Below are 22,313 nucleotides of genomic sequence, written 5' to 3'. Positions count from 1 at the left end.
ATAAACATCTTATAACAGTAGCTAGTTGTTTTACTATCTGTTCCTACTAAAACAACTATATCTTAATGCTTTTAACAAGTAGACAAGGATAAAACACTCAGGAGCTTCATAAATTCGAATACTCTCTAAGCGACATCATTAATACATCTGCAAATTAAATAAGCGTTAAACAGTGATTTTCTATTTTAATAATTCAAATTGAAGGGCTATATCATGAAACGTTTTACTAAATCTTCTATTGCTTTAGCTGTATTATTATCTTTACCTATTGCTAATCTTTATGCTGCTCAACCATTAACATCTAAAGAAAGCCGCCATTTAATACCATTGAAAGAAATTTCAGTAACGGGAAATTATCTACAAGCTGATAATGCTGCAGATGATATTTCGCGTGCAGCTGATGAAGCCGGTGCTCAATATTATTATATTACAGCAATGGAAACTCCAGCTAGTGGAACTTCTTCAGATCGTGCTATTGTTTACGCTAATATTTACAAATCTAATGCTCAAATAGCTGTCGAGCAAAATCCAACCACTTATAATGGCGTTGTTTCCTATAACCGCTCAAAAGCCCTTTACTATGTACCATTTGAAGTCGTTAAATTTAAAGGTAATTACAACAACACTTCCGAAATTACTGAAGCGGCAAGTAAATTAGCCGCTGAAAAAAATGCCTATGCGTTTTATATCGATTCTATTTCATCAGTCGGTAGTCAAGACCAAGCCCAAGACATCAATGTTTCATTATATAAACAAGATGCACCTGTGAGGGATTACATCGTTACAACCGCAATACAAGGTCAAGATGCTTACGAAATCAGTAGCGAGGCATTTAAACGCATGACACCATACGATACTATTAGCTTCCATGGTGTCTTTAACGATACTTCTGAAATCAGCGAAGCAGCACAAAAACATGCTGTTGCTAATGGTGCACATTTTTATTATGTAAAAGAAGTATCAAACAACCCAGCAAGTACAGCGCAAACTGTTTTTATCAATTTATATAAATAATAACCCGTTACTCATGATATTCCACGTGTTACATATAGACTGTGCACGTGGAAAGTTATTTTTATACTAGCCTTTCCTTAAATAAAAGCTCCAACTACTTATTATCTAAAATCATCAAAAATAAAAACTTGCATCAATAAGGTTATAACTTATAAAAGTTTTGCTGAGCATAAAAAGCTCTTGACTGTTCAAAAAAAATACGTATTTTAATGGTATAGATTACCTTATGATTTATTTTAGATAACCAAAATTATAAATATAAAACAAAGACTAAGCTATGGGTATAATAGAGCAGTTAGCCAGCCATGTTGATTTGCTTGGCAAAACTAAACCACTTAATCGTTACTCACTTTCTATAGATGGGCTTGAGGTTACAACAGAAATTTCGGTCTTATCACTTGAAGGCAAAGAACAATTAAATCAACCTTGGAAATATACCATCAATTTTACCAGCCAAAATAAACAGATTTTAATTGATTCGGTACTTAGCCAAAAAGCATCATTGACTTTTCATCCCAATTCCTTACCAATTACACTCACCCAAATAAGCTCACTGGATATTGAAGATAAACCCCGCACACTCTATGGGGTGATTACTGAATTTAGTTTTGTCTCAATGAGTGAAGACCAAGCTCACTACCGTGTTGTGCTTGAACCTAGGTTGGCATTACTTGCTAACTATTACCAAAGCGCAATTTTCCAAAATAAAAGTGTGATTGAAGTTGTAGAAGAAATCCTACGTAATCATGATTTTATTGGAATTGATTTTCGAATAGAGTTAAATGAAACCTACCCTGCTCGTGAGTTTATTACCCAATGGCAAGAAAGTGATTTAGCTTTTATCCAACGTTTATTGGCTGATGTTGGTATCTGGTTTTATTTTGAAACGCATCCAAAACATCACCGTGATGTTATTGTCATCAGTGATTATGAACAAGGCTTAAAAAAAGCAAATAATATTGTAATTAAACAGCCAAGTGGTTTAAATGATAGTTACCGACATAGTGTATGGGACTTACAATTTAGCTGTAAAACCAAACCGAATCAGGTTAGTGTTAATGATTACAATTACCGCATTGCAAATAACGGTCTTCATATGACAGACAATAGTCAGCCCAAGGACATAACAACACGAGGCAATGAATATCGTTATGAAGAACACTACAAAACAGAAGGAGATATACGAACTGTTGAAAGCGGTAAATGGTATGCTCGTATCCGCCATCAACAACATATTAGTGAACAATTGATTATTTATGGTGAATGTAATGATTATCAATTAATGCCTGGGCAACATATTATCATTGAAGAATGCCCAATTAAAGATATTAAAGACGGTATTATCATTATATCAATACATTGTCAGGCAGATCGCACACAACCATATCATACACATTTTACAGCTATACCATTTAATGTAATCAAACCTTATCGCCCAGAACCATTACCCTGGCCACAGGCTATTGGAACGTTACCCGCAAGGGTAACAAGCCCTGATAATGACATTTATGGTTATCTCGACACTCAAGGGCGTTACCGTGTTAAATTTAACTTTGACTTAAAAAAATGGAAAAATGGTGAAGAAAGTTTATGGATAAGATTTGCCAAACCCTACGCAGGGAATAATTATGGTTTTCATTTTCCACTGATAGATGGTACCGAAGTTGCTATTGCCTTTATGAACGGCAATCCAGATCGGCCATATATCGCCCATGCTATGCATGACAGTGCTCACCCAGACCATGTTTCGCTCATCAACAAACACCGCAATGTAATTCGAACACCCGCCAATAACAAATTGCGAATGGATGATAAGCGCGGACAAGAGCATATCAAACTTGCCACCGAATACGGTAAAACACAACTCAATCTAGGACATTTAGTTGATAATAAAAAAAGTAAGCGAGGTGAAGGCTTTGAACTACGTACCGATGAGTGGGGGGTAATACGAGCGGGTAAAGGGGTTTATTTAACATCATATAAACGAGAGGGCAACCAAGGTGTTAAAAAAGCCAGTTTAGATGGTGGTGAAACAGCAATATTATTAAAAACAGGTTTGAGTGTATCTAATCGCTTATCTAAACGTTCAGATAGTCACCGTGCGGGTAAATTGGAGGGCTCTGATAGCTTTAATTTGTTTGTAAGTTATACCGCAACAAAAATTGATGATAATTTATCATTTACTCAGCCAAGTATGGTGTTATCTAGTCCCAAAGGTATAGCGGCAGTCACTCCTGATAGTATTTATCAATTTGCTGAACAGAATATTTTGCTAACTAGCAAACATGATACAAATATTGCCGCCAATAATTCAGTGCATGTTAGCGCAACTAAAGATTATTCTGTTTTTGCCAAAGAAAATATTAAATTATTTAGCGGTGAAGCTAAAGTCCAGCTGCAAGCCCATAATGGCGATATAGAGGTAATAGCCGATAAATCACTCAAAATAGTCAGCAATGACGATAAAATTAATATTAATGCCAAAAAAGAAATAACCATTGCGTGTGGTGGTGCTTATATCCGTATTGCTGATGGCAATATTGAACTTTATGCACCAGGTATAATTAAACATGGCGCACAAGCCTTTCCATACTCTGGTCCACAAAAAATGTTACCAACACTTTATTCATTCCCAAAACAGCAACCACAAGCACCTTACGTTAAACAATTTATATTGGTTGAAGAGGGAACCGGCAAACCGATTATTAATAGAGAATATCAAATCGTAAATAAAGATAATCAAGTAATTGCCGAAGGCAAAACCGATGCACAAGGTAAAGCGCAAATTGTAACATCAGGATATGAAGAAGATAACGTTATTTTTAAATATAAATAATGGAGAAAATATTTATGAGTGATTGGGGCGACTTAGCTACTGCTATTATGGGGAATACTGTTCTTTATGATCCTAATAATCCTTGTACTTCGTATAAATATGTAAAAGCAGGTTATAGAGAACTTGATTGGATTCGGATATGTAGAATTCCATTAGCTCTTTTTGGGAAAGATGGTGCTTTTCCTGGTCATTATTGGATTGAAATTATCCATGATAATGAAGATATTATTGATAAACATATAAAGGTAGCCAGAGAAAAATATAAAACCGAAGCAGAAATCATTAATTTGGGAAATGTTAAATCGGCTAATGGTTTTAGAGAAAGTTATGGATGGTATCCTGCAAGATTTCCTTTTACAATAACTCTTAATACAGATCCTATGATAGCCGCTCATGCTCCTTTTCAGTCGTTTGATATTAAAGAAGCCGGAACGTTAAATGGTGATTCAAAAGGAAGACGAGAACAAGACGAATCCAAACGTCTTAACCATATAACAAAACGCGAAGCTGGAAGGAAAACAATGAATAATAACTTGTCTATTTACGCTTTTGATCCTCATCAATGTTCACGATTTCATAAAGGTGAAATAAAAATGATGTCACACCCTTATTTACTTCCCAATGATAATAGAACGAAAGAAGACATTATTGAAGAAATTAGAAAATTTGCAAACTCATTTTACGATAAATATTCAAAAGAGTGGAGTTGGTATAATGATGGCTATAATGAAGTCAATTGTCACACCTTTCTATTTTTATTATTAGGTCATGTTGGTCTAGCCGATCCAATTATTGCTGAAGATAAAGATGAACATTTTAAAAAATATTTTAAAAATATCAAAAAAAGGAAAAAAGAAAAACCTATTTATTTTCAAATATTAACCAAACTAGAGGATATTTCGAAAAAAATCAAAGAAAATTATGAGTATAAAGTTGCTTGTTAAGTATGAAAAATAAAGGCGTCACTGATGAGAAAAAAATTTCTAAAATTAATTTACCTTTTTATTTTATTACCAAATGTATTTTATTCGAATTTAGGACTAACAATGCAAAAAGAAAATTTATCCGATGATATCATCATTAACCAATTAAAAGCACAAGGAATTCAGCCCCATATCACATACATTCACTCTGATTATAATTATAGTAAATACAAAAATTTTCCAACACAGCCATTTATCACTTTGGCTGAAGCAGAAAAAATAAACCCCAACTCTTCTGATAATATAATTCAATTTATTGAATTGGATGATAATTATCAATATAAAAGTATTCTCGAAAAAGACAGAGATTTAATTGATATTTTATTTCCCACCGCAATGTTTGATGGATATCCGGATGGTGAACACTTTTTTACCTTGGACGAAAAGCATCAACTTCATCACTTAAACTCGGCTGAAGAAGCATTAGCACAAGACTGTTATCTAAAGATAATCATCCAACAAGGTAAAGTGGTAAAAATGCAAAAACGTCCTTTGACTTTTATAAGAAAAACGATATTTACATATTGGCCAAATGGTAATATACAAACAGATATTAGTGAAAAACTCGATTTAAATAATAAGCCACTTGTTCGCTACGAAATTGAAAATGATCAAACTGGCAAGCGAATTAAAATGTTAGAACATAACCTAGTGACAAATTATAAAGCGGTTATGACTTATTTATATACAAACGATGTTTATTCAATCATGGATATTTTTAATGAAAAGGGGGTTAAGGTTAATCGTACCATTACCCATGATAAAACAGGTAATGTTGAAAGCCAATATTTAGATGAATCAGGGAATATTGTAAAAACCACAAATTCTAAACCAGAAATTTTCTATGATCAGGATTTACCTCAACCCGCTATTTATCAATCTATTCCTATGGATTTTAAAAGGGCACATCATTTTCATATAAGTAATTTCATTCAACAAATGGCATTTAATAAAGATACCACACTAGCAGATCAAGAAGCCATCACTCGAGCCAAATTTTTAGGTATAAAACCGAACAGTAGTTATTACCACCCAACTCCATTTCCAAAATGGGCGGAAGAACGTTATAAAAATTACCCACATCAATTTGCAATGAGCTTATCTGAAGCTGAATTTCAGTATCCTAAAGAAGAGTATGTAGATTTAGTTAAAGTAACAGTAGGTGATAATTATCAATATCAAACAATTTCAATGGAAAAATGGCAACAAGTTCCGTTATCACTGCCTTTAGAACAATTCAAATCGTTAGAAAATGGTTCCTATTTTTTTAGCTTAGATGATAAAGGTCAATTAATCCCATTAGATGGCATTGAACAAGCTATTTCATTGCCTAGATACGTTCGAGTAGAAAAAGTAATGGGGAAAATTGATTCAATACTACAAAAAACGAGGATACAAAAGACGTTACAGCAGTATGAATATAAAGATAACAATCAAATGATTAAACAAATATTGAAAGTATTAGAAAGCCCTGTTATGCCATCAATAACCATAGAAACGATCTATGATGATATTGGTTTATATACAGTGTCGCAAACAATCAAAGATAATGAAAATAGAAAAATCGCAGTTTTTAGTAAAGTTCAGAAAGATAGGATTTATGGCGTAATAGAACGTTTTACCCCTGATGGTGTAAAAACCAATCATATTATTCGCTATTACGGTTATTATAGTGATGGTGTTGAAAATCAATATCTGGATGAAGAAGGCAATATCAAATTTACAACAAGCCATATTAAAAATAAAAATAATCCTCAACTTTACGATATGTTACCAGTTTATTCTGATGAATTTATTGGGCTAATGTTCAACAAATTTTTAGATAATAAATGAGTATCAATAAAAGATTAACAGCCATTTATTTTTGCAAAATGTGAGGTATTATTTTTGACATTATTTAGAACAAAGGTAAACAAATAATAAAGCTCAGAAATATATGTAATATATTTATAAGGAGTAAAAATGGGTTTTGAGACTTGGACGCCACCTCCTGGTTGGGTTGATGTAGTTGGAAGAACGGTTGCTGATTCACAAGATAATCTACGCAAACAAATTGTTATAGCTGGTCTTAAAGAGTTAACACGGATCCGAATTTGTCGCCTTCCAACCCTAATACTTGGTGGACGTATAGAATGGGATACAGAAACAGCGCCTGGTCACTATTGGATTGAAATAATTAATGATTTAAGCAAAATGGATGGCAGCGAAGGATTTATTGAAAGTTATGGGTGGTATCCAAAAGAACCCGCAACTTTCTTAAAAAATTTTACCGCTGATGGCTGTTTAAATAGTGATTGTAAATATTTTCGGGATAAGGATAGAAAAGGCGAAGGAGAAGGAGAGCCTAATGAAGCAGGCAGAGCAATTATTAAAGAAGAAGATAAAATTTATTCTTTATATCCTTTTGATCCCCATCATAATGGAAGATATACTATCCCTAATAGTGATAAAGGTGAAGTTAATCATCCTTATCTTTTTGTCAATGATCCTCGAACCGAAGAAGACGTCATTGAAGAGATAAGAAACTTTGCAATAAGTCATATTTCTGAAGAAGAAAATAAAGCAGTAAAAAAATGGTCTTATGCATTTGAGCGTTACACAGAATATAACTGTCATACTTTTCTATTTAATTTATTATATGAGGCAAATTTGGCAGATAGATATATTTTAAAAGATGTACATTTTATGAGGTTTTTAGCCTCAGCTAGTGATCACAAAGATGAATATCGATATACTACTGATTATCATGGACATGTAATTAAATTAAAAAACCCAGGAAGTATCAGAAAACAAGCTAATGAAATTTATAAAAAAATGAAGCAAGTTAATGATAATGCAAAAAAATTAGCTGATATACTGAAAGCATAATATATAAAAAATAATATCTATGAAAAAAAAATTAACATTAACCTTAATAATGATGCCATTATTAATCTATGTATTAGGAGCAATTATGACTGGCTTAATCAATCCATTAGATGTTGCTAAATGCATTAAAGTTCGCACAATGGGGATTAAACCTCACGTGCCTTATTATGGCTCGACCAGAATAATACTCAATCATTACCGAATGCCTACCAATTATCCTGATTTTGCCCCAATTTCCCTTGAAGAAGCTGAAAATGCGCCCTATCGCGTTCAATCTCCGTTTAGTACTAAACTTAAAATCAATGAAGTTGGTGATAATTATCAATTTAAAGAGCGTTGGAGTTATAAACGTAAACCACAATATATTTTACTTAATGAGCGGCAATTAAACAGTTTAAAAGATCTTGAAAATGGCACTCACTTTTTTATTTTAGATACGCATTTACAACTGCAACCGATCACCATTGAACAAGCAATTACATTACCCAATTATATTAAAGTAACAAGAGAAATGGGCAAAATTATTGCTATTGAAAAAAAACCTTTGCTTTCGATTTGTAAATGGGAATATGGCTACTGGCCCCATAGCGCTAATATGCGTTATTTAAGATTTTTTATCTATGCAATGGATAAAAAAACACTATTACAATCTCGTTATGTGGAATATGACGAAGAAGGTAATGATTTAATGGTCATAAGAAAAGATCAAAATAATAAACTAATAAGTGTGGAAAAATATTATCCCAAAGGAAGTCAATATTATTCTGAAACCACGTTATTTAATGAACAAGGTGATAAAACAGCTATCTTTTATACCCCTAGTTCTGGGAACAGCAAAATTGTTCATCTTGATAAACAAGGAAATATAACTGACGTAACATATGGCAGTGTTCCATATCATAGAATTCCAGACTTTCCTGAGGAAGAACGCTATAAAAATCTTACAATTGATACTAGTAAAGAGTACAAAGCCGTTGATAGATTAGAATCTGAAAAATAGATTTTTGACTAAATTTTAGAAATTATATGTGCTATTTCTTAATAAATTATCAAAGTCAAAGGAAATAAAATCATGAAAGGGGTAATTAGATTAGGCGATTTAACTAACCACGGAGGTAAAGTTATTTCTGCTTCATCAAAACTTGTCGTATTTAATAAAGGTGTTGCGCGTGTTGGTGATATGGTCAGTTGCCCAATCAAAAATCATGGTGTTAATCCTATAATTGAAGGAGATCCTCAATTTATAGAAGACGGTAAACAAGTTGCTTTTCATGGACATAGATCAGCATGTGGCTGTACACTAATTTCATCACTAACTAATTTTGGTAAAAATAATTAATGGCTATCGATTTAACTTCGCTTCCACAACCAATAATTCTAAAAAAAGGGCTATCTCGCCTATTTTGGTTTATTGCATTAATTGTATTTATTGCTATTGGCTTATTTTTTACCTGCATGAAGCAACTCAATAGTAATTTAACACTGGAACATCTAATGATTGGTATTAGTTTTTCAGTTTTAAGTTGGTTGATATTATTATCCATATGGTTTTTTGTTCAAGGGTGTAAAAAAGGCTATGCTGAAACTTGGAATCAATTAAGAGAAGAACGGAAACAACAGCTCATTGAGTATGGTCAAAGACCGTTGTATGTTATTTTTCACCACTTGATATCTGAATTTGGTGATGATAATCATGCTCAGGCGCTTGTTGGTGGTCTAATGTCACTTGAAACAAGAACAACTAACTTGTCAAATTATTATGAAAATCCAATTTTTTATTCAAAATTTCTATTTAATGATTTAAAACCTGACGATTTTAATCAAAAACTAGATAAGTTATTTGATAAGTTACATAAGACTTTATCAATTTTAAACGATAACACTTTTAATGGCGTTCAAAAACATATTCGCTTATTTATTGATGTCCCCATATTAACCGAAGATATTAAAAAAATTTGGGAGCATAAGCTAGGGAATACAAACTTATTTGATTCTTGGCAGGTTATTGACGCAAAACAGAGTACTATTTTTTTAGATGACTGGTTAGATGATTTTGCAAATGATGATTATTTATTGTGTTGTATTAGTTTGCATTTATTTGAAAAAACTGCAGCGTATAGTGCTGAGGCTATGACAAGTATGATTTTTTTAGGTAAAAATCTTATTAATAAACAAAATACTATTCAATATATACAAAAAAGAAAATCGGTGGTAGTTGCCTTGCATCGAACAGAAGAAGGTGAAAAACTTGAGCATGTTCTTGAGCATGCTGAATTATGGGGAAAATTAGATAATAATGAAAATAATAAAACTCAGTTAGGCGCTATTTGGCTATCGCAATTATCACCAGAAACTAACGTCAATGTTTTATCACGATATATTGATAAGCGGTGTTCAATTAAAAATATTTATAATGTTGATTCAGCATTCGGTAAATGCGGTGAGTGTGATTATTGGGTTGCATTAGCTTTAGCTATCGAGTATGCCTCTCAGATTGACAATAAACAAATGGTTATTGGTGAAAAAAATGCATGTTTTAATGCTACCATTTTAGATAAAATAAAATTTGAGATAGAAAAGGACACATAATGGGAAGACTGATGCTTGGTTGGACATTTCTTTGTTATATTATAGCAATGTGTTGTGTAGCATTCGTTTGGCTTTGCGATAATACACAGCTAATGACTGCACGCATAAAAGTGGAGTATTCTTTCAAAATATTATTTGTAAGTATGCTATTTACCTTATTTGCCATCGTAATAAAATTGATTATTAATTTTATCGTTGAAGATATATTTAAAGACGAAGAAGGAGACTATTTTGTGAAAAAACTGAAATAAAAATCTTTTATCCTATAAAAAACATATAAAAACTTCGAAGCTGTCCTTATTGAAATAAATTTAATTAAAAATATAACTACCTGCACCAAGTAATGCATAATAATTTAATTGTAAATTTCCCAAACTTAGTACACAACTCACGTAGAAAATTAAGCTGCTTGTTTTAGTGTTTTATACTCAATCGGTGTCATGTTATTTAATGCCTCATGCGGTCTTTCGGTGTTATAAATCGTTAACCATTCTTCGGTTATTCTCCTTACCTGTTCCAGATTATTAAAAAGATATAAATCCAATACCTCTGTACGGTACGAACGGTTAAATCGTTCAATATAGCCATTTTGATAAGGGCTACCGTGTAACTATCTTATTGAAAATTTTATTTTTGGAGTTTTTTACTGCTGTCTTTTTGATTAAAACGCAACAGTATTTAATATAATTTTTTTGGCTGGGGTACCAGGATTCGAACCTGGGCATGGCGGGATCAAAACCCGCTGCCTTACCGCTTGGCTATACCCCAATTGAAGGAGGTGATATCTGGTACGAGTAGTGGGATTTGAACTCGCACACCTTCCGGAACTAGAATCTGAACCTAGTGCGTCTACCCATTCCTCTATACCCGTTTAGGATAATCGAAAAAATAAATTGCAAAAGCAATAGTAGACTGAATAATCAGATATCAAAAAATTAAGCAGTTGGAATGGCTGGGGTACCAGGATTCGAACCTGGGCGTGGCGGGATCAAAACCCGCTGCCTTACCGCTTGGCTATACCCCAATAAAGAAGACACTAAAATTAAATGGTGCGGGTGGAGAGACTTGAACTCACACACCTTGCGGCGCCAGAACCTAAATCTGGTGCGTCTACCAATTTCGCCACACCCGCACTGAATACTTCCGGTAAAAGTACTACCTAATCTTAATGGTGGCTACGACGGGATTCGAACCTGTGACCCCATCATTATGAGTGATGTGCTCTAACCAACTGAGCTACGTAGCCATTCATTCGCAACGTCATAACCAACACTGCGAGGCGCATTATGCTTGTATTACGCCAAATCGTCAACCCTTTTTTTTAGATATTTTGAAAAAAATTGACGACTGATTAAGATGCAATCAAATCCAGTTTAATAACGCTTCAATTCGCCTTTTTTGTAGTTCAAAATGAATTTGCTTTCCTGTGTAACCTTCCACAATAATGTGTTGTACATTGACATTATTGGCAATCTTATAAGCTTCTTTTAGGTAATTTGCTTGTACAAATTCAGGCGTTTTGGCAAACGATTGACTTGCTGTAATGAGTTGCTCAAGGTGTGAAGGGTTACGCCAAACATCGATACTATTTAGTAAAGACACAATTTGCTCAGCGGTGAGCATGTGTATATGCTCAAAATCATGACGATATTGCTGAACCATAACGGCAATTTTAGTGTAATTATTAGGTGCTTTGATTTTTTTACATAGGGCTTCAACCACTGGCTTGCTAGGTAACTGAGCACACAACACGGCAAATCGGATGGTTAAATCATCAGTTAATAAAGCAGATTGTTTTAGTGCATCAACTATATTGGTTGATAACTCTAATGAGGGAAAGAGTAATGTCAACGCACCGCATTGTTCAAGCACTTGAAAGTAGATTTGTGGATTTTTTGCTGATAATGCTTTTTCAGTTTCCTTCCATACACGTTCGGCAGTTAGATAGCTAATTTCACCCGCTATTACCATTTGTTTCATTAGCGCTAAGGTTTGTGGTGCTACCTTAAAACCAAGCTGATAAAAACGTGCTGCAAAGCGAGCAACACGCAAAATACGCAATGGATCTTCACGAAAAGCAGGTGATACATGGCGTAAAATCTTATGTTTAATATCATCCACACCATGATAAGGATCGACAATATTGCCATTTTCATCCATGGCAATAGCGTTAATGGTTAAATCCCGACGAATGAGGTCTTGTTCTAATGTAATTTCTTTACCAAAATCACAAATAAATCCAGTATAGCCTTTACCTGATTTGCGCTCAGTTCGAGCTAATGCGTATTCTTCTTTTGTTATAGGATGCAAAAACACGGGGAAGTCTTTACCTACTTGTTGATACCCTAAAGCCAAAAGTTCTTCAGGCGTAGCACCAACAACAACCCAGTCATGGTCAGAAACGGGCAGATGTAACAATCTATCACGTACACTTCCGCCTACAAGATAGATTTTTCTCATCTATCGCATCCAACGGTCTTTTTTGCGTCGGCTAGGTATAATACTTGGTAATATCAATCCTAAAATAAGTCCTCCTCCGGCAACAAGTCCGCCATAGGTAAACCAAGTTACAATAAGATCACGGCGTTTATCGTCCACTTGATTTAACATCGATTCAATTTGTGAGTCCTGCTCTTTAACTTGTTGTTCTAAAACTGCATTTTTATTTTGCAGTGTTGCTATTGATTCTTCTGCCAGTTTTAGTTTTTGAACATAGTCGCTCACCAATTTTTGTTGATTTGCTTCGGCGTTATCTACTTTGTCTTGATATTCGGCAAGTTTCGCTTCTAATGATGGAAAGCGTTCTTTATAACTTGGTTGTTCATTGAGTTTATTTGTTTCAATCCAAGCTGTACGTCCATTATTGAGTTGAATTCGGGTATACTTACCATCTGTACTTTTTTCAAGCTCGACAACTTTTTCTCCCGCTTTAACAGCATTAGAAAACGCATATTGCGAACCAGGTCCTCGACGCAAATAAATATCGACATTATCAGTCACATATTTGTCTACAGCATACGTATCAAAAGCCATTGTAAAAAACGAAAGAACCGCAATAATATTTTGTTTTTTCATTATATTTCCAATAATATAGCCCATAAACAAGTACATAATAACATAAATAAACAGCAATTCGCATAATCATTTTATAGCAAACCATTTTGAAAACCAAAAATGAAATCGATTACATCTTCATGAGATCTTAATCACAAAATATGAAATTAAAGGTATTATTTTATACAAAATATGATTATTTTATAAAATATAGGAATTATAACTTTGGAGCCGCTATGAATTATCGTATTAACAATAATAATATTGATGTTTTTTTTCGCACTGAACCTTATGCTGAACTATGCTATTTTGGTAAACGTTTACAAAACTCTCAACTCGAAATGGTCGATATGTTGATGCCTGCTGTGCCTAATTCTCGTATAGATGTCAATGTACCCTTCACTCTTTGCCCTGAAGAAGGCTTAGGTAATTTTAGTACACCAGGGCTTGAAGGACATAGAGAGGGTAAAGATTGGTCCCCAGTTTTTGCTACCAAAGAAGTTATCAAAAATGATAATGATATAACGATCATTAGCGAAGACGTTATCGCTAAACTGCGCTTAACTAGTCATTTTATTTTAGATAAAAGTGGTGTACTACAATGTCAAAATACCTTAACTAATTTAGGTGATGAACCATACCAAGTTAATCGCCTTGCTGTGACATTACCTATTACTGAACGAGCCCAAGAATTAATGTCATTTAGTGGGCGTTGGATTAAGGAATTCTTTCCTCATCGAACAAAAATCTCACATTGCGGTTATTTACAAGAAAATCGCCGCGGTCGAACATCTCACGAGTATTTCCCAGGAATGATGGTTGGAACTGAAGGCTTTAAGGAACAAACGGGTGAAGTTTGGGGATTCCATTTAGGTTGGAGTGGTAACCATCGTATTCAAGTTGCGGTTAAAAGTAATGGTAAGCGCTTTATTCAAGCCGAAGCACTTTATCTTGCCGGTGAAATTTTACTAGCTAAGGATGAATCTTTAACAACACCTTGGTTATACGCAACCTACAGTGATGAAGGGTTGAACAAAATGAGCCAACATTTTCATCAATATTTACGTAACAATATTATTAAATTCTGTAATAATAGACCTAGGCCCGTCCATCTTAATACATGGGAAGGTATCTTTTTTGACCACAATCCTAGTTACATTATGGAAATGGCAACTAAAGCCGCTCAAATTGGTGTTGAACGCTTTATTATTGATGATGGTTGGTTTGGTAAGCGTGATGATGATTATCAAGGATTAGGCGATTGGTATTTAGATAGACGCAAATATCCCAATGGTTTAGAACCTGTGATTAAGCATGTTAAAGATCTTGGAATGGAATTCGGTATTTGGGTTGAGCCAGAGATGATTAATAAAAATTCAGATCTTTATCGTACTCATCCTGATTGGTTGCTTGAGCTACCAGGTTATCAACAACCAGAAGGTCGCCATCAGTATTTGCTTGATTTACAAAATCCTGCTGTATTTGAATACCTACTTGAAAGACTAACGTGGTTACTTGGTAGCCATGATATTGATTATATAAAATGGGATATGAATCGAGAAATCGTACAACCTGGACATGGAGGAAATCCTGCTATTGTTGGGCAAACAAAATCACTTTATCGATTACTTGATATTTTGCAAGAAAGATTCCCTAATGTTGAGATTGAATCTTGTTCATCAGGTGGTGGGCGTATTGATTACGAAATTTTAAAACGTACCCAACGTTTTTGGACTTCCGATTCTAACGATGCATTAGATAGACAAATAATTCAACGTGGTATGAGTTACTTTTTTCCTCCAGAAGTAATGGGAGCGCATATTGGTGGAAAATTATGCCATACCACATTTCGTGAACTACATATGAATTTACGTGGTCTAACCGCTTTATTTGGACATATGGGAGTTGAACTCGATCCCGTAAAAGAGTCTGAGGAAGAACAAAAAGGCTTTACACATTATATTTGTTTACATAAGCAATTGCGTTCTTTATTGCATAGTGGTAACACCATACGATTAGATGTTGATGATAGCTCTGCAATGCAAAGTTATGGTGTTGTAAGTCAAGACAAAAAAGAAGCTGCATTTATCATTACACAACTCACATTACCAACCTATGCGTTAAGCGGCAATTTGCGATTGGCAGGTTTGTTAGCTGATAAGCAATACCAAATTGAGGTGCTTGATATGCCTGATAATATTGATCCTAAAATAAATAGTCATGTTATGAAAGTATTACCACAATGGATGAAAGATAAAACAACGCTATCTGGTGATTGGTTAATGAATATAGGATTACCATTACCAGTACTTGATCCTGCAACAGCAATGTTAATAAAGTTAACCGCTAAATAATATTATTAATTTATTATATTATCACTTAGCAACAAATAGGGAATTAGCAAAAATCGCTAATTCCCTATTTGTATTTTTATATAAGAGTACAGCAAATTAATCTGCTCAAGAATACAAACAAAATAGTTAACTTTCGCTTTATGCATCTTTTTTGTATTATATTTTAGGTGATATATAAAACAATATATTAGCAGTAATTAATTAAAAGGTTTTTTATGACAACAATAAAAGATGTTGCACGTTTAGCTAAAGTTTCGGTTGCAACCGTATCTCGCGTTATAAATAACGCAAATAATGTACGAGATAATACCCGAGATACCGTAAAAAATGCTATGGAAAAACTAAACTACTATCCTGATGCCAATGCCCGAGCTTTGTCGCAACAAAACTCAAATACTATTGGTATTGTCGTAGCTGATGTTTCAGATCCATTTTTTGGTGCTATGGTTAGTACCGTTGAAAAAGTTGCCTCTCGAAAAGGGCATTTTTTGTTGATTGGTAATGGTTATCATAATGAGCAACAAGAATATAATGCCATTACTCAATTAATTGAACATCGTTGTTCATCATTAGTTGTACACGCAAAAATGATTCCCGACAACACTCTTAAAAAATTAATGTTACAAGTACCGGGAATGGTTTTGATAAACCGAATCATAGAAGGTTTTGAAAAACGCTGCATTGCCCTTGATGACCGTTATGGTGCTTATCTTGCGGTCAAACATCTAATTCAACATGGACATACTAAAATTGGTTATTTATGTTCAAATCATAATATATCTGATTCTTCTGATCGTTTACAAGGCTATAAAGATGCTTTATTAGAGCATAATATAGATATTAATGAAAACTTAATCGCTATTGGTTTGCCAAATGAAATGGGCGGTGAACAAGCAATGATGTCTTTACTTGAACGAAACTGTCATATAACTGCAATTGCTTGTTATAACGATTCAATGGCAGCTGGTGCAATGTCTGTGCTTTATGATAATGATATTAACATTCCAAGCGATATTTCTATCATCGGTTTTGATGATCTTATTTTATCACGTTATTTACATCCTAAATTAACTACTATTCGTTACCCATTACAGACAATGGCTGAACAAGCAGCTGAATTAGCACTAAAGCTTTCTAAAGGAGGAAATATTCCAACAAATTTGATTAATGTTTATACACCAACCTTAACTAAACGTTATTCGGTAACTATGATTAATAAATAGCTAAAATAAAGTAGATGTATATCGGAAAGCAGTTCATATTGTGCATCTGAACTATATAATAAATAATTGGCATTATTTTATATTTAGAATATAGTTCAGATGATAAATTTTATATCTACAACCTTATACTCAAAACCAAACTTCTGTTTGTACGCCGAAGCTAATTTGATGATCTTTACCATTAAAATAAAATTTACTAATATCATTTTGTAACGCTTCTATATAAGAAACATAGAACCGAATATCTGGTCTTGAAGATAAAATACTTTTCCCTACTTTAAATGAATGATAAAGCGTAGTTTTATACCCTTCTTCAACATAAGTTTTACTTTTGACTTTATTTTTTTGTCTAAAATAACCTAATTCAACACCACTTTGATTGTAAGTATCCCATATATAAGCAGGTCTTATTGCTGATTTAAAACTTTTGAAATCGCTGTGAGGAAGATTAAGATCATAAGAATAAACATCATTTCCTGAAGTTAACGCTAAAGCATGAGCAACAATAATATTATCGCTTAAATAGGCTTCTCCTTCTGATACTAGACGATAAGCTTTACCTCCAGTATGGAGACCAATATAATCATTATCCGAATTACTGGCAAACTCTGGGTTATTGGTATTAATGTTAGCCAACTGAGAAGCAACAGAATTGGTTGCTGTCTGTAATGTAAACTGATTAAATCCGCCAAAAAACTCATTTTGACGCAAGACAAAGCTACCAAGCCAAGCATTTTTAATAGATACACTATTTTGGATTTTGGATTTATTCGGTGCTGAGTAACGAGCATTCACACCAAACGTTGCATTTCGCCATAATGGAATATCACGATAGCGAATTTCTAGTTGGTTTAAATCAACTTCTTCTTTTTTATATTGAGTAAATTTATTTCCATTACTATCATTTTTAATTATTTCTTTTTTATTTTTTACATTTACATCTGCTCTAACTAGAGCTAAATCAAAAGTACCAATACCGATATTTAAATTTTCGATACCAATCCCCCCACCCGCTGGCGTTTTTTGTGTTTTCCAATCAAGCATTTGTATTTCATTATAAGGTAAAGAATGTTTACCAACCCATAATTTTACATCAGGAAAACTCGGTACAAACCCTTTGGTCTCTAAATAAATATCTGAAAATTGCATAATATTATCATCTTGCGTATTAAATAACCCTGCAGCTTTATTTGTTGCCACGTTTCCATCAATCATAACAATTGCATCAACTCGCCTTCCATCTTGGTCATAAACTTTTTGTTTAAAGATAAGATCATACCAACCACCATATTCATTGCCAAATCGACCTAATGCACCTTCAGCGTAATTTTTAGGTTTACCATTACTTGAAGTTGACCAACCACCACGAAAGTAGCCGTTATAAGAAAACCCTATTTCATCTTTAATATAGTCTTTAAACTCAGCCAATGTAAATGATGTCTTTTCTGAATTATTTTCATCTCTTACAGTATCTGTTTTTGGTGTGTTAACTAGTACAATTTGATTATTACTTGCGTGTACAGGATTAGTTGGTAGATGTTGCTTTGTAATTGTTGCTTTTTGACTATTTTTAAGTGTTTTTTTCTGATTATTTATAACAACTTGTTGTTGCAGATGACTATTCAATTTAGCAAGCTGTTTATTAGACTCTATTACTTGTTTTTTCAAATCATTAGACTCTTGGCTAAGTGCTAATAACTTTTGTTCTAATAACGCTATTCTTGCTTCTAACTCATCTTGAGTTGCTGCCATAACACTTGGTAAATAACATAAGCCTAGTATAGTTATTAAAACAATTCTTTTTGGCTTGATTTTACATACTATTTTTTTTTGAAGTTTTCATTTTTCCCTACCTAATTGTTTTAAAAAATACATAAAAATTTTTTAAATTCGAGACAAAAAAAAACCTAAAGAATGGCCACAGCTATTCTTTAGGTTTTGCCCGCTATAAGTCGGTAACAATCCAATACCTTTTAATAGGCACTTTCAATATAACCAATAAAAAGAACTATTCAAAAGCTAAATGCTAATATTGTGATTAATATCACATTAAAAATTCTAATTTTGTATACAACATTAGCGAATATATTTCCTCCACACAATTTTTAATCAATAAAATCTAATAAAACTAGATTTAACATTTTATGTATACGATTACATAAATGTTAACAAGATCACCGTATTTAGTCGCAGACCACCTATAATAATTAATAACTGGTTGATAGTAACAATAATCAAGGCAAAACGGAGAACATATGAATCCTTCTTTTAATGACATTATAAGTCGACACGATTGGAATAATTTATCTGTATTAAGTATTAATAAACTTAATACTCACCCCAAATTTAATAGTTGGAGAAATAAACAACAAGCTAATAATAATAGTAATTCAGATTCAATAATATCGCTAAATGGTAATTGGTTTTTTAGCTATTTTTCAAACCCAAAACAAGTACCAGAATCATGGTTAACAAAGGAACTTGATACAAAAACAATTCCAGTACCATCCAACTGGCAGTTACAAAACTATGATGCACCAGTTTATACCAATATCCGTTACCCTTTCCCTTATAATCCTCCTTATGTACCAGAAGAAAACCCAACAGGATGTTATTCTCGATACATAAATATTACTAAAGAATGGCTTGCTAAAGGTGATACACGGATTATATTTGATGGAGTTAGTTCTGCTTTTCATCTTTGGTGTAATGAGCGATGGATTGGATATTCGCAAGATAGTAGAATTCCTGCAGAATTTGATCTAACTCCGTTTTTGAAAGTTGGTAAAAACCGCATAGCTGTATTAGTTCTAAAATGGTGTGATGGTAGTTATCTTGAAGATCAAGATATGTGGCGGTTAAGCGGTATCTTTCGTAGTGTTTCGTTATTAAATAAACCTAAATCACACTTACGTGATATTCACATTGACACCTTACTTGATGCTTGTTATCAAAATGCCACTTTATCGCTACAAGTTGATGTTCAACATGATGGAAATATAGATTTATTAAATGTCGGTGTTGAATTGTGGCAACAAGATAAATTGGTTGTCGATCATATGCAATCAATCGGCCTACCTTTTGTTGACGAAAAAGGAGGATACTCTGACCGTTTACATTGCCAAATACCAGTCACTAAACCACAATTATGGAGCGCTGAAACACCAAATCTTTACCGAATTGTGGTTAGTTTATATCACAAGAAAACAGGATTAATTGAATCAGAAGCGTATAACGTTGGATTTAGAAATGTTGAAATAAAACATGGACAACTATGCTTAAATGGTAAACCACTATTAATAAAAGGCACAAATCGCCATGAATTCTATCCTGATTTGGGATATGCATTAACTGAAGAAGCAATGTTGCATGATATTAAATTGATTAAGCAACATAATTTTAATGCGGTGAGATGCAGTCATTATCCTAATGATCCACGTTGGTATGATCTTTGCGATCAATATGGTTTGTATTTAGTTAATGAAGCAAATATTGAATCGCATGGTATGTTTCCTATGTCTCGCCTATCGGCAGATCCTCGATGGTTTTCTGCTTATAGTGAGCGAGTGACACGAATGGTTCAACGTGATCGTAATCATCCTTCCATTATAATCTGGTCGCTAGGAAATGAATCAGGACATGGTTCAAACCACGATGCCCTTTATGCTTGGATCAAAAGCAATGATCCAACCCGCCCAGTACAATATGAAGGTGGTGGAGCCAATACTACCGCCACCGATATCATTTGTCCAATGTATGCACGCGTTGAACAAGATCAACCCCATTCCAATGTTCCTAAATGGGCAATAAAAAAATGGATCTCAATGCCTGATGAAAATCGCCCACTTATTTTATGTGAATATGCCCATGCAATGGGTAACAGTCTAGGCGCTTTTTACAAATACTGGCAAGCATTCAGGCAATATCCTAGGCTACAAGGTGGGTTTATTTGGGAATGGGCTGATCATGGGATACGCTGTTCTACACCTTGTGGCGATAATTATTGGGCTTATGGCGGTGATTTTGGTGAAACTTATCATGACCGACAATTTTGCTTGGATGGATTAGTGTTTCCAGATCGAAAACCTCATCCTAGTTTAATTGAAGTAAAAAAAGTGCAACAGCCATACCAATTTAAGCTAATTAGTCAAAAACCGTTGGTTATTGATATTACAAGCGAATATTTATTCCATCATACAAATAATGAAACTTTATATTGGGAGTTATTAGTTAATGGAAAAAAATATCAAAAAGGTAGAGTTAAGCTTACTATTAAACCCAATAGTTCATTACAAATAACTTTACTTGCCAAGATACCAAATGATTTAAATTGTGAAGACTTACATTTGTCAGCCTGTGTTATTCAAAACAAGGCTACACCATGGTCACAAGCTGGTCATATTGTTGCATGGGAACAGTGGCGACTTGATAATTCATTTATTCCACCATTAGCTTTTTGCCAAGCAAAAAGTAGGCTCAAATTGACTGAAACAAAAGATCATTACATTGTTAATTATAAAAACCAATATTGGCAATTTAATAAAAAAACAGGACAACTTTGCCAATGGAAAAAAGGCAATAAATCATTATTAGCTGCACCTTTTACGGATCAGTTTATTCGTGCTCCTATTGATAATGATATTGGTATTAGTGGCGATTTTGATAGTAATAATAATCCATTTGCTTGGATTGAGCAGTGGAAATCTGCTGGTTATTACAATCTTACTCACCGATGCTTGGGCATAAATATTTCACAATTAAACGATAAAATTGTGATTGAAGCGCTACATGGCTATTTTGTTAAAAACAAAAGAGTCATTCAAAGTAGATGGCAACATCAGTTTGATCAAGAAGGAAGTTTAACTTTATCTGTACAAGTTGATATTGCCAATAATATGCCTGCACCGGCACGAATTGGACTAAGTTATAAAATAAAGCAAATTCCCAAAAAAGTGAAATGGCTTGGATTAGGGCCTCATGAAAATTATCCTGATCGAAAAACATCGGCTATTTTTGGTGATTGGTCATTACCTTTTTCTGAACTTTATACACCTTATATTTATCCATGTGAAAATGGATTACGTTGTGATGTAAAAAAACTGCAACTTAATGAGATGATCATAACTGGACATCAATTTAAATTTAATATTAATCAATATGGTACTGAACAATTAATGGCAAAAACACATCGCCATTTATTAGAGCCAAATCCCAATGCGTATGTCAGTATTGATGCTTATCATATGGGTATTGGCGGAGATGACTCTTGGACACCAAATGTACATCGTGAATTTTTATTGACCGATAAGCATTATAGCTATCAACTTGTATTTAAATGTTAATGAATAAAAATTAACTATATAAAAAACAAGGCACTATTTGTTTGTGCCTT

The 22,313-nt window shown here is 33.5% G+C and carries 15 protein-coding genes, 4 tRNA genes and 1 pseudogene; 12 read left to right on the top strand and 8 right to left on the bottom strand.

The genetic code is table 11. The features are described from left to right. Window positions 1–213: 213 nt before the first annotated feature. From GQ589_RS01015 to GQ589_RS00975, 9 genes are all read left to right on the top strand, one after another. Window positions 214–1,014 carry a YdgH/BhsA/McbA-like domain containing protein gene (locus GQ589_RS01015; protein WP_160423995.1) on the top strand — a complete coding sequence of 267 codons (801 nt, stop codon included), beginning with the start codon at window positions 214–216 and terminating at the stop codon, window positions 1,012–1,014. A 277-nt stretch (window positions 1,015–1,291) separates the two neighbouring features. Next, window positions 1,292–3,850 (top strand): type VI secretion system Vgr family protein, encoded by a 2,559-nt coding sequence (gene vgrG / locus GQ589_RS01010; protein WP_160423993.1) that lies wholly within the window; start codon window positions 1,292–1,294, stop codon window positions 3,848–3,850. A 14-nt stretch (window positions 3,851–3,864) separates the two neighbouring features. After that, on the top strand, window positions 3,865–4,794 hold the full coding sequence (locus GQ589_RS01005; RefSeq protein ID WP_160423991.1) for a hypothetical protein: 930 nt from the start codon (window positions 3,865–3,867) through the stop codon (window positions 4,792–4,794). 102 nt (window positions 4,795–4,896) lie between these two features. Then, entirely contained in the window at window positions 4,897–6,666 is a 1,770-nt protein-coding gene (locus GQ589_RS01000; protein WP_160423989.1) for a hypothetical protein, read from the top strand. 129 nt (window positions 6,667–6,795) lie between these two features. Further along, a complete protein-coding gene (locus tag GQ589_RS00995; protein WP_160423987.1) occupies window positions 6,796–7,701 on the top strand; it encodes a hypothetical protein in 906 nt (301 codons plus the stop codon). An 85-nt stretch (window positions 7,702–7,786) separates the two neighbouring features. Then, window positions 7,787–8,701, top strand: a complete 915-nt coding sequence (locus tag GQ589_RS00990; RefSeq protein ID WP_160423985.1) for a hypothetical protein — start codon at window positions 7,787–7,789, stop codon at window positions 8,699–8,701. 72 nt (window positions 8,702–8,773) lie between these two features. Further along, on the top strand, window positions 8,774–9,040 hold the full coding sequence (locus tag GQ589_RS00985; protein WP_065636308.1) for a PAAR domain-containing protein: 267 nt from the start codon (window positions 8,774–8,776) through the stop codon (window positions 9,038–9,040). Then, window positions 9,040–10,290: a hypothetical protein gene (locus GQ589_RS00980; RefSeq protein WP_160423982.1), complete on the top strand. Its 1,251-nt coding sequence runs from the start codon at window positions 9,040–9,042 to the stop codon at window positions 10,288–10,290. Before GQ589_RS00985 ends, GQ589_RS00980 begins: the two co-directional genes overlap by 1 nt. An 11-nt stretch (window positions 10,291–10,301) precedes the next feature. After that, a complete protein-coding gene (locus GQ589_RS00975; RefSeq protein WP_160423980.1) occupies window positions 10,302–10,541 on the top strand; it encodes a hypothetical protein in 240 nt (79 codons plus the stop codon). 149 nt (window positions 10,542–10,690) lie between these two features. Here GQ589_RS00975 and GQ589_RS00970 read toward each other — a convergent pair. The 7 genes and pseudogenes from GQ589_RS00970 to GQ589_RS00940 all read right to left on the bottom strand — a co-directional run. Beyond that, window positions 10,691–10,894, bottom strand: a pseudogene (locus tag GQ589_RS00970) (transposase); the annotation flags it as partial. Between the two features lie 89 nt (window positions 10,895–10,983). Then, window positions 10,984–11,058, bottom strand: a tRNA-Gln gene (locus GQ589_RS00965). Window positions 11,059–11,239: 181 nt separating this feature from the next. Beyond that, window positions 11,240–11,314, bottom strand: a tRNA-Gln gene (locus GQ589_RS00960). A 23-nt stretch (window positions 11,315–11,337) separates the two neighbouring features. Beyond that, window positions 11,338–11,422 (bottom strand) — tRNA-Leu (locus GQ589_RS00955). 37 nt (window positions 11,423–11,459) lie between these two features. Further along, window positions 11,460–11,536, bottom strand: a tRNA-Met gene (locus tag GQ589_RS00950). Between the two features lie 116 nt (window positions 11,537–11,652). Next, a complete protein-coding gene (locus GQ589_RS00945; protein ID WP_160400396.1) occupies window positions 11,653–12,750 on the bottom strand; it encodes a multifunctional CCA addition/repair protein in 1,098 nt (365 codons plus the stop codon). Further along, on the bottom strand, window positions 12,751–13,365 hold the full coding sequence (locus tag GQ589_RS00940; protein ID WP_160411186.1) for a TIGR04211 family SH3 domain-containing protein: 615 nt from the start codon (window positions 13,363–13,365) through the stop codon (window positions 12,751–12,753). A gap of 215 nt (window positions 13,366–13,580) precedes the next feature. Here GQ589_RS00940 and GQ589_RS00935 point away from each other — a divergent pair, with 215 nt between their 5' ends. Next, a complete protein-coding gene (locus tag GQ589_RS00935) occupies window positions 13,581–15,698 on the top strand; it encodes an alpha-galactosidase (protein ID WP_160411185.1) in 2,118 nt (705 codons plus the stop codon). 215 nt (window positions 15,699–15,913) lie between these two features. After that, the gene (locus tag GQ589_RS00930; RefSeq protein ID WP_160411184.1) at window positions 15,914–16,921 is read left to right on the top strand and encodes a substrate-binding domain-containing protein; all 1,008 of its coding nucleotides are present in this window, start codon (window positions 15,914–15,916) and stop codon (window positions 16,919–16,921) included. Between the two features lie 129 nt (window positions 16,922–17,050). Here GQ589_RS00930 and GQ589_RS00925 read toward each other — a convergent pair whose 3' ends face one another. After that, window positions 17,051–18,673 (bottom strand): carbohydrate porin, encoded by a 1,623-nt coding sequence (locus GQ589_RS00925; protein WP_160423978.1) that lies wholly within the window; start codon window positions 18,671–18,673, stop codon window positions 17,051–17,053. A 503-nt stretch (window positions 18,674–19,176) separates the two neighbouring features. On the opposite strand from GQ589_RS00925, the gene GQ589_RS00920 reads away from it, so the two are divergent. Continuing rightward, window positions 19,177–22,263, top strand: a complete 3,087-nt coding sequence (locus GQ589_RS00920; RefSeq protein ID WP_160423976.1) for a beta-galactosidase — start codon at window positions 19,177–19,179, stop codon at window positions 22,261–22,263. Window positions 22,264–22,313: the final 50 nt, after the last annotated feature.

The sequence above is a fragment of the Gilliamella sp. Pas-s27 genome, from assembly GCF_009795865.1.
GTDB lineage: Bacteria > Pseudomonadota > Gammaproteobacteria > Enterobacterales > Orbaceae > Gilliamella.
This window is presented reverse-complemented; position numbering and strand designations above follow the sequence as displayed.